We start from the raw sequence: 8,030 nt of genomic DNA on the forward strand, positions 1-8,030 counted from the left end.
TTACATGTTTTCGCGAGAAATAGGCTTGCGAAGTTTCTGAATAAATTAGAATGAAACGCTTGACCAAATGGTCAATTTTGTAATTTTATTACAGCAATATATCTTTGCCTCCCCTTGAACAGGAGTATCCCCCCCTTGAAAAATTCCGTCCTTCTTCTTGCTTTTCTCATTTCTTTCGTCTGTACATCCATCGGTTGGGCCAATAAACCTGTCGGAACAACCTTGCGGGCCAGCGGTGCCACATCGGTTGTGCGTCTGGATAACATCTTCAGTCAACGCAAGGATGACCCTGTGTTTTGGCAGGACACGATTAAGACAGGTGCGGCCTCCCGCATGGAAATTCGATTTAGCGACAATACAATGTTGTATCTCGGCGATCATTCCAGCTTGCAAATTGATGAACTGGTCTATCAGCCCAACAAACCCGGCAAAGCCTTTTTCACCTTAAGCCAAGGTGTTTTTCGCATGGTCAGTGGCGCATTAAATAAAATGGATGGCAGCACATTCACCCTCCAGACCCCGTTGGCCACCATCGGCATTCGTGGAACCGATTTTTGGGGTCATCAAACAGCCGATAAGTTAACAATGGCCCTGCTGGATGATGGCGAACTACGCATTACTAGTGGAAAAGAAACAATTGTTCTGACGAATCCGCTTGAAGCCGTTGTCATCGAAAAAGGCAAAAACACCGTTAACGTTTTCACCTTAACGCCGGAACAAGTCGCTCAGGCTAAAAAAACAATTGAATAGGAAAACCTTAATTTCCCCATCGCCCTTGGAATGCCTGTGAGATTTCATACAAACGTTCAAAGGGCGAGTCTGCGGGGGATATATCCAAATCCCCTTCCACATGGCCGAGGCCCACACGCCCGAATTTTTCGCGCACAGCTTCTTCCAGCCATTGCCGGGCTTGCGTATGGCGGGCACCGTTCAGAAAATCATTCGCTTTCAAAAATTCAAAATGCGTATCAAAGGCCGCAACCAGATCATCCACCCCTTGCTGGCGCATGGAAGATAACAACAAAACCGGTATATCCCACGGTTCGCTCCCCATACGCCCGGCCAGATTAAGCGCACCTTTCATATCGGCCATAGCCCGGCGTGCCGGTGCGCCCATATCTGCCTTTGTAATCGCCACGATATGCGGTATTTCAACAATCCCGGCCTTGATAAACTGCAAACTATCGCCAGAACCCGGTTGCACACAGAACAAAACCGTATCCGCCACCCCGACAATATCGGTTTCTGATTGCCCGACACCGACCGTTTCGATCAAAACAACATCATACACGGCGCGCATCAAGACCATGCCCGAGACCGTTAATCCAGCCAACCCGCCCAAACGATCACGTGCCGCCATTGAACGCACATAAATCCCCTGATCGTCCGGGTTGGTGGTAAAACGGGTGCGATCCCCCAACAAGGCACCACCGGTACGGCGCGAACTTGGATCGACCGCAATCACACCGACAGTGCGGCCCAACGCCCGCCATTGGGCAATCAGGGCATTGGTTAATGTGGATTTACCCACACCCGGTGGCCCGGTAATGCCGATAACCTGTGCTTGTGGTTCGCGATAGGCCCGGTTCAGCAAATCCAGTGTTGCCCGGCTATCAGGGTCACGTTCCACCTGGGCCAAAGCGCGCGCCATTGCGGCTTTTTTACCGCTTTTTAATTGGTCAAAATCAATCGTCTTCATAGTCTGCCTGAGTTTTTATCTTTGACGAATAGCGGCCTGAGCTGCTGCCAAACGGGCAATCGGCACCCGGAACGGCGAACAGGACACATAGTTCAGCCCAATACGATTAAAGAAAGCAATCGATGCCGGATCGCCGCCATGTTCCCCGCAAATACCAAGTTTGATATCCGGGCGTGTCGCGCGGCCTCGTTCACAGCCCATTTGAACCAGTTCACCCACGCCATCCTGATCGATAGAAACAAAGGGATCGACCTCAATCACACCGCGTTCCTGATAGACACGCAAGAATTTACCGGCATCATCACGCGATAACCCAAAAGTCGTTTGCGTTAAATCATTTGTCCCAAAACTAAAGAATTCTGCCGTCTGGGCAATATCCCCGGCACGCAAAGCAGCACGCGGCAATTCGATCATGGTTCCGACGATAAAATCGATCTCAATCCCTTCGCCCTGACAGACCTCATGCGCCGTTTTATCAACCACCTCTTTCAAACGGTCAAGTTCCGCTTTCATGGCAACCAGCGGGATCATAATTTCCGGGACAACCGGCTTGCCCCCCCGTTTGGTCACATTACACGCGGCTTCGAAAATAGCGCGTGTCTGCATTTCATAAATTTCAGGATAGGTAATACCCAAACGGCACCCGCGATGGCCCAACATGGGGTTTTGTTCCGCCATTTCACTGGCACGTTCCTTGACATGTTCAACCGACATGCCTGCGACTTCGGCAACCAAGGCCATGTCACGTTCACTATGGGGTAGAAATTCATGTAACGGTGGATCCAGCAAACGAATGGTAACTGGCAAACCTTCCATGATTTCAAACAGGTCTTCAAAATCCTGACGTTGGAACGGCAAAATATCCGCCAACGCCTCACGCCGTTTTTCTTCATTATCCGCCAGGATCATTTCACGGACATAATTGATACGGGCACTGTCAAAAAACATATGTTCCGTGCGGCACAGACCGATCCCTTCTGCCCCAAATGATCGCGCCATTTCGGCATCATGGGGTGTTTCGGCATTGGTGCGAACGCCCATTGTGCGGATTTCGTCCACCCATTCCATCAATTTGGAAAAATCACCGCTTAATTCCGGTTGAATCGTCGGAACTGTCCCGGCCATGACCTGCCCATTAGATCCATCAATTGTAATAACATCGCCTTCAACCAAAACCTTACCATTGAAGCTGGTCAATGTTTTGGCGCGATGATCAACCTTTAAATCCCCGGCACCGGACACACAGGGCGTGCCCATACCGCGCGCAACCACGGCGGCATGCGAGGTCATACCGCCTCGCGTGGTCAAAATACCTTGTGCAACATGCATCCCGCCAATATCTTCCGGGCTGGTTTCGGTGCGTACCAGAATAACTTCTTCTTTGCGTTTGACCCAGCTTTCTGCATCTTCGGCGCTGAAAACAATCCGCCCGGTGGCGGCCCCCGGTGACGCCGGCAAACCTTGGCTCATCACATCACGCGGGGCATCGGGATCAAGTGTTGGATGCAGCAGTTGATCAAGGGAGCGTGGATCAAGGCGCATAACCGCCTCTTCCCGACTGATCAAGCCTTCATGGCACATATCCACGGCGATTTTCAACGCCGCCTTTGTGGTCCGTTTACCAACACGGGTTTGCAACATCCAAAGCTTACCTTCCTGTATGGTAAACTCCATATCCTGCATATCTTTATAATGAGCTTCCAGTTGATCGCGATATTGAACCAGTTCGCGGTACGTATCCGGCATAAGCTCTTCCATCGCCGGAAGGCTGGATCTGCTTTCTTCTTTTTCAAGTAAGGTCAAAGGTTGCGGGGTGCGGATCCCGGCAACCACATCTTCGCCCTGCGCATTGACCAGATATTCACCATAAAAATGATTATCCCCCGTGGACGGGTTGCGCGAAAAACAAACACCTGTGGCGCAGTTTTCACCCATGTTGCCAAAGACCATTGCCTGAATATTGACCGCCGTGCCCCATTCAGCCGGGATATTATGCAAAATCCGATAGGTATTGGCCCGTGCATTCATCCATGATTTGAACACGGCACCAACAGCCCCCCATAATTGCGCACCGGGGTCTTGCGGAAATTCTTCATCCAGTTCTTCACGGACTTTATCTTTGAACTGGACGCACAGTTCTTTCCAATCCTCCCCCGTCAAATCCGTATCAAGGGTATAATCTTTTTCGTCCTTGAGGTATTCCAGCAGTTCTTCAAAGATATAATGATCGACACCTAAAACCACGTCGGAATACATCTGGATAAAACGGCGATAACTGTCATAGGCAAAACGGGCGTCCCCCGATGCGTGTGCCAGACCTTCGACTGTTTCATCATTTAAACCAAGGTTGAGAACCGTATCCATCATGCCGGGCATGGAGGCACGCGCCCCACTGCGCACCGACACCAAAAGCGGTTTCTTCGGGTCACCGAAGCGGGCATCCATATGCCCTTCGATTTCCGTCAAAGCGGCCATGACCTGTTCTTTCAGATCATCAGGATAGGTTCGTCCATTATCGTAAAAATGGGTGCAGACCTCGGTCGTGATTGTAAACCCGGCGGGTACGGGAATACCAAGGTTGCTCATTTGTGCAAGGTTGGCACCTTTACCACCCAGCAGTTCCTTCATATCGGCACGGCCTTCGGCTTTACCTTTTGCGAAGGTGTAAACCCATTTCGTCATGTTCTTGTCGCCTCTCAAAGCACTTGTGTCCCCGCCTTTTAAAGACGGGGAACTCTGTCAAACAGATTCCCGAAACCTTCGGGAAACACAAATCAGGCGAACGGCTTATCCCTCCAGCTTGGAGAAATCCGCAATCCCGTCCAAGGCACGGCCAATTTGCGACAACAGACGCAAACGGTTGGCACGTACATCGGCGTTTTCACAGTTTACCGTCACCGTCTCAAAGAACGCATCCACCGGTCCCCGCAAGGCAGCAAGAGCTGTCATTGCCTCGGCAAAACGTTCGTCTTTAAGAGCAGAGCCCAGAGTCCCCATGACTGGTTCCAGCTTCTCAAACAGTTTTTGTTCTTCATCCTGTTCCAAAAGGGATGCATCGACATCGCCGTCATATTTGACGCCATCTTTTTTCTCTTCGATGCGAACAATGTTCATTGCGCGGCGATAGGCCGCAACCAAATTTGCCCCGTCATCATTTGACAGGAACGCTTTCAACGCCTGTACACGCGCCAACAAGCGAACAAGGTCATCTTCATCCCCCTTGGAGAAAACAGCCGTGATCATGTCATGTGCGATACCTTCGTCTTTCAGGTGAACCTTTAAACGATCGGCGAAGAAATCCAGCAGGCTTTGCTCGTTCGCAGACGGGTCTGCCGGAACGGAGCTCAAACCATTGACCGTCGAATAAGCGGTATGAGCCTGCGAGAAGACATCCAGCAAATTCAAGCGCAGACCGTTTTCCAGTACCAGACGAATAATGCCAAGGGCTGCACGACGCAACGCAAACGGATCCTTGGACCCTGTCGGTTTTTCATCAATGGACCAGAAACCGACCAGCGTGTCGATTTTATCCGCCAGAGAAACCACCACGGAGTTTGGCGCACTAGGACATTCATCACCGGGGCCTTGCGGGGCATAATGCTGTGCAATGGCTTGGGCGACTTCATCCTTTTCACCTTTGCGACGGGCATAATATTCACCCATGATCCCTTGCAGTTCCGGGAATTCGTAAACCATTTCGGAAACAAGATCGGCTTTTGCCAAATGGGCCGCACGGCACGACAGGCCAAGATCAGCCCCTTCGATCATCGAAGACAGTTCCCCGGCCAATTTTTCCATCCGTTGAACTTTTTGCCCCATTGATCCAAGCTTGGCATGGAACAACATATCATCCAGTTTCGGCAATAAATCTTCGAGGTTTTTCTTCAAATCCTGATCCCAGAAGAACTTGGCATCAGATAGACGCGCCCGCAAAACACGTTCATTCCCGGCGACAATCGCCTGCCCGCCATCCGGGGCGACCTTGTTGGCTACAACCACAAAACGCGGGGCCAATGTGCCGTCTTCGTTCAGGCAGGAGAAATATTTTTGATGGGAGCGCATGGACGTAATCAAACATTCCTGCGGCACTTCCATAAACGCATCATCAATTTGACCTGCATGAACCACCGGCCATTCAACCAGACCCGTAACTTCATTAAGCAGGCCTTCATCGTCTTTTAAAACGAAGCCTTGTTCTTTGGCGACAGCCTCGGCTTGCTCACGAATGGCTTGTTTGCGTTCATCCTGATCCAGAATGACTTTATGTTCGCGCAAAAGCGTTTGATAGCTGGCAAAATCATCAACCGAAAAATCTTTTGGTGCCAGAAAACGATGGCCGTGGGTATAACCGCAAGAGGTCACAGGCCCGAAATCAAACGGAACAACTGCCCCGTCCATAACACACAGGATATTTTGCAACGGGCGGACCCAGCGCAAAGAATTAGAACCCCATTTCATAGATTTTGGCCAAGGCAACGCATTTAATGCTGCAATCAAAATTTCCGGCAAGACCAAAATGGTATCTTGTCCGGTTTTCTCAATAACAGCAACGTAGAAACTGCCTTTTTTACCTTCCTGAATTTCGCATTGATCCAAAGTCAGCCCGGTTGAGCCCAAAAAACCTTGAATGGCTTTTTCCGGGGCATCGACCTTCGGCCCTTTGCGTTCTTCGCGCACATCGGGTTGTTTTTGCGGCAAGCCATCAATGACAAGGGCAAGGCGGCGCGGTGTTACATAACTACGCGCATCACTATATGCCAAACCGGCCTTATCCAAGCCTTCACACACAAGACGTTTCAGGTCATTTGCAGCACGCACTTGCATACGAGCCGGAATTTCTTCGCTTAAAATTTCCAGTAACAGCTCAGCCATTTTTACGCCTCCTCACCTGTCTGTGTCGTCATCCAGACTTCGCAGCAGCCTTTTGCCATTGCCCGTACACGCCCGATATAAGCGGCACGTTCCGTCACGGAAATAACCCCGCGCGCATCCAGAAGGTTAAAGGTATGGCTGGCACGCACGCATTGTTCATAAGCGGGCAGCGCAAGCGGTTTATCCAAGTTCAACAAGTGCTGACACTGGGTTTCGGCATCACGGAAATGCTGGAACAAGATATCGGTATTGGAATGTTCAAAGTTGAAAGCGGATTGTTCACGTTCATTTTGCAGGAACACATCACCGTAGGAAACGCCTTCCCCATTGTAATCCAGATCATAGACGTTTTCCACGCCCTGAATATACATCGCCAAACGTTCCAGACCATAGGTCAATTCAACCGACACCGGATCACATTCGATACCGCCGACCTGTTGGAAATACGTAAACTGGGTCACTTCCATACCATCCAGCCAGACTTCCCAGCCGAGCCCCCAAGCCCCTAATGTCGGGCTTTCCCAGTCATCTTCGACAAAACGAATATCGTGCAGGTCCGTATCGATCCCCAAATGTTTCAGAGATTCCAGATACAAATCCTGTGAATTATCCGGGGACGGTTTCAAAACAACCTGAAACTGGTAATAGTGCTGCAAACGGTTGGGGTTTTCCCCATAACGACCATCGACAGGACGGCGTGACGGTTGCACATACGCAGCTTTCCACGGTTTCGGCCCTAACGTGCGCAAGGTCGTTGCCGGGTGGAAAGTCCCTGCACCCACTTCCATATCGTAGGGTTGCAGGATGACACATCCTTTTTCCGCCCAGAAATTCTGGAGAGACAGGATCAGGTTTTGAAAACAGGTTTTTTTATTGGGTGTCGTGCCCATAGTCTTCACAATCTTTAAAAAACGTTTGTTGCAGCGCGAAAAAACTAGCTGATAAGTCTATATCAGGTCAAGTTCGTTCGCGATTATTTATCATAAGGACAATTCTCTTTGCCACAGCCCGACTTTTTATCGGCAATGACATAATCACCGCACGTGGGGCAAGCAACCAGTTCTTCGAAATCCGCATCTTTGGAACCGGGGCCGCCCGCTGATGTGCGATCATTGCGCGCCGCCTGCTTGGTCTTCTTTTTTTGATCGGCCTGCAAACGATTCAACCATTTGAAACCGTACCAAACGGCCGCAATGATCAAAGCGGTAAACAGGATCTTATTCGGGCTTAAGCCAAACATCGGTCTAAACAATCCTTACGACAGAAATAGCGAAAGGGCAGTTTTAGCAAAGCTGCCCTCCTCAAGAAATAGATTTTTTATTTGTTTTGCAGATAATGAAGACTAGAGCAGCTCCCATAGCTTTTGAATCGTAAGGGATTCCCTTTCTGGATGATTTGTGATTCAATTCAAGGGCTGGATAAGGAGGCCAGCCCTTATGGCAAAAACTCTATCAAACGA

General features: G+C 50.1%; 6 protein-coding genes. 1 reads left to right on the forward strand and 5 read right to left on the reverse strand.

What is annotated here, in order from left to right:
* The first annotated feature begins 135 nt into the window (after positions 1-135).
* Positions 136-750 (forward strand): FecR family protein, encoded by a 615-nt coding sequence (locus tag IEW74_RS05145; protein ID WP_188662341.1) that lies wholly within the window; start codon positions 136-138, stop codon positions 748-750.
* A 7-nt stretch (positions 751-757) separates the two neighbouring features.
* On the opposite strand, the gene IEW74_RS05150 is transcribed toward IEW74_RS05145, so the two are convergent.
* From IEW74_RS05150 to IEW74_RS05170, 5 genes are all read right to left on the reverse strand, one after another.
* The gene (locus IEW74_RS05150) at positions 758-1,699 is read right to left on the reverse strand and encodes an ArgK/MeaB family GTPase (RefSeq protein ID WP_308419083.1); all 942 of its coding nucleotides are present in this window, start codon (positions 1,697-1,699) and stop codon (positions 758-760) included.
* A gap of 15 nt (positions 1,700-1,714) precedes the next feature.
* The gene (gene ppdK / locus IEW74_RS05155; protein WP_188662343.1) at positions 1,715-4,381 is read right to left on the reverse strand and encodes a pyruvate, phosphate dikinase; all 2,667 of its coding nucleotides are present in this window, start codon (positions 4,379-4,381) and stop codon (positions 1,715-1,717) included.
* Positions 4,382-4,486: 105 nt separating this feature from the next.
* On the reverse strand, positions 4,487-6,571 hold the full coding sequence (glyS, locus tag IEW74_RS05160) for a glycine--tRNA ligase subunit beta (RefSeq protein WP_188662345.1): 2,085 nt from the start codon (positions 6,569-6,571) through the stop codon (positions 4,487-4,489).
* A 2-nt stretch (positions 6,572-6,573) separates the two neighbouring features.
* A complete protein-coding gene (locus tag IEW74_RS05165; protein ID WP_188662347.1) occupies positions 6,574-7,461 on the reverse strand; it encodes a glycine--tRNA ligase subunit alpha in 888 nt (295 codons plus the stop codon).
* Between the two features lie 83 nt (positions 7,462-7,544).
* Complete coding sequence (locus IEW74_RS05170) at positions 7,545-7,811, reverse strand: hypothetical protein (protein ID WP_188662349.1); 267 nt, start codon at positions 7,809-7,811, stop codon at positions 7,545-7,547.
* Positions 7,812-8,030: the final 219 nt, after the last annotated feature.

The organism is Terasakiella brassicae (assembly GCF_014641495.1).
Classification (GTDB): domain Bacteria; phylum Pseudomonadota; class Alphaproteobacteria; order Rhodospirillales; family Terasakiellaceae; genus Terasakiella; species Terasakiella brassicae.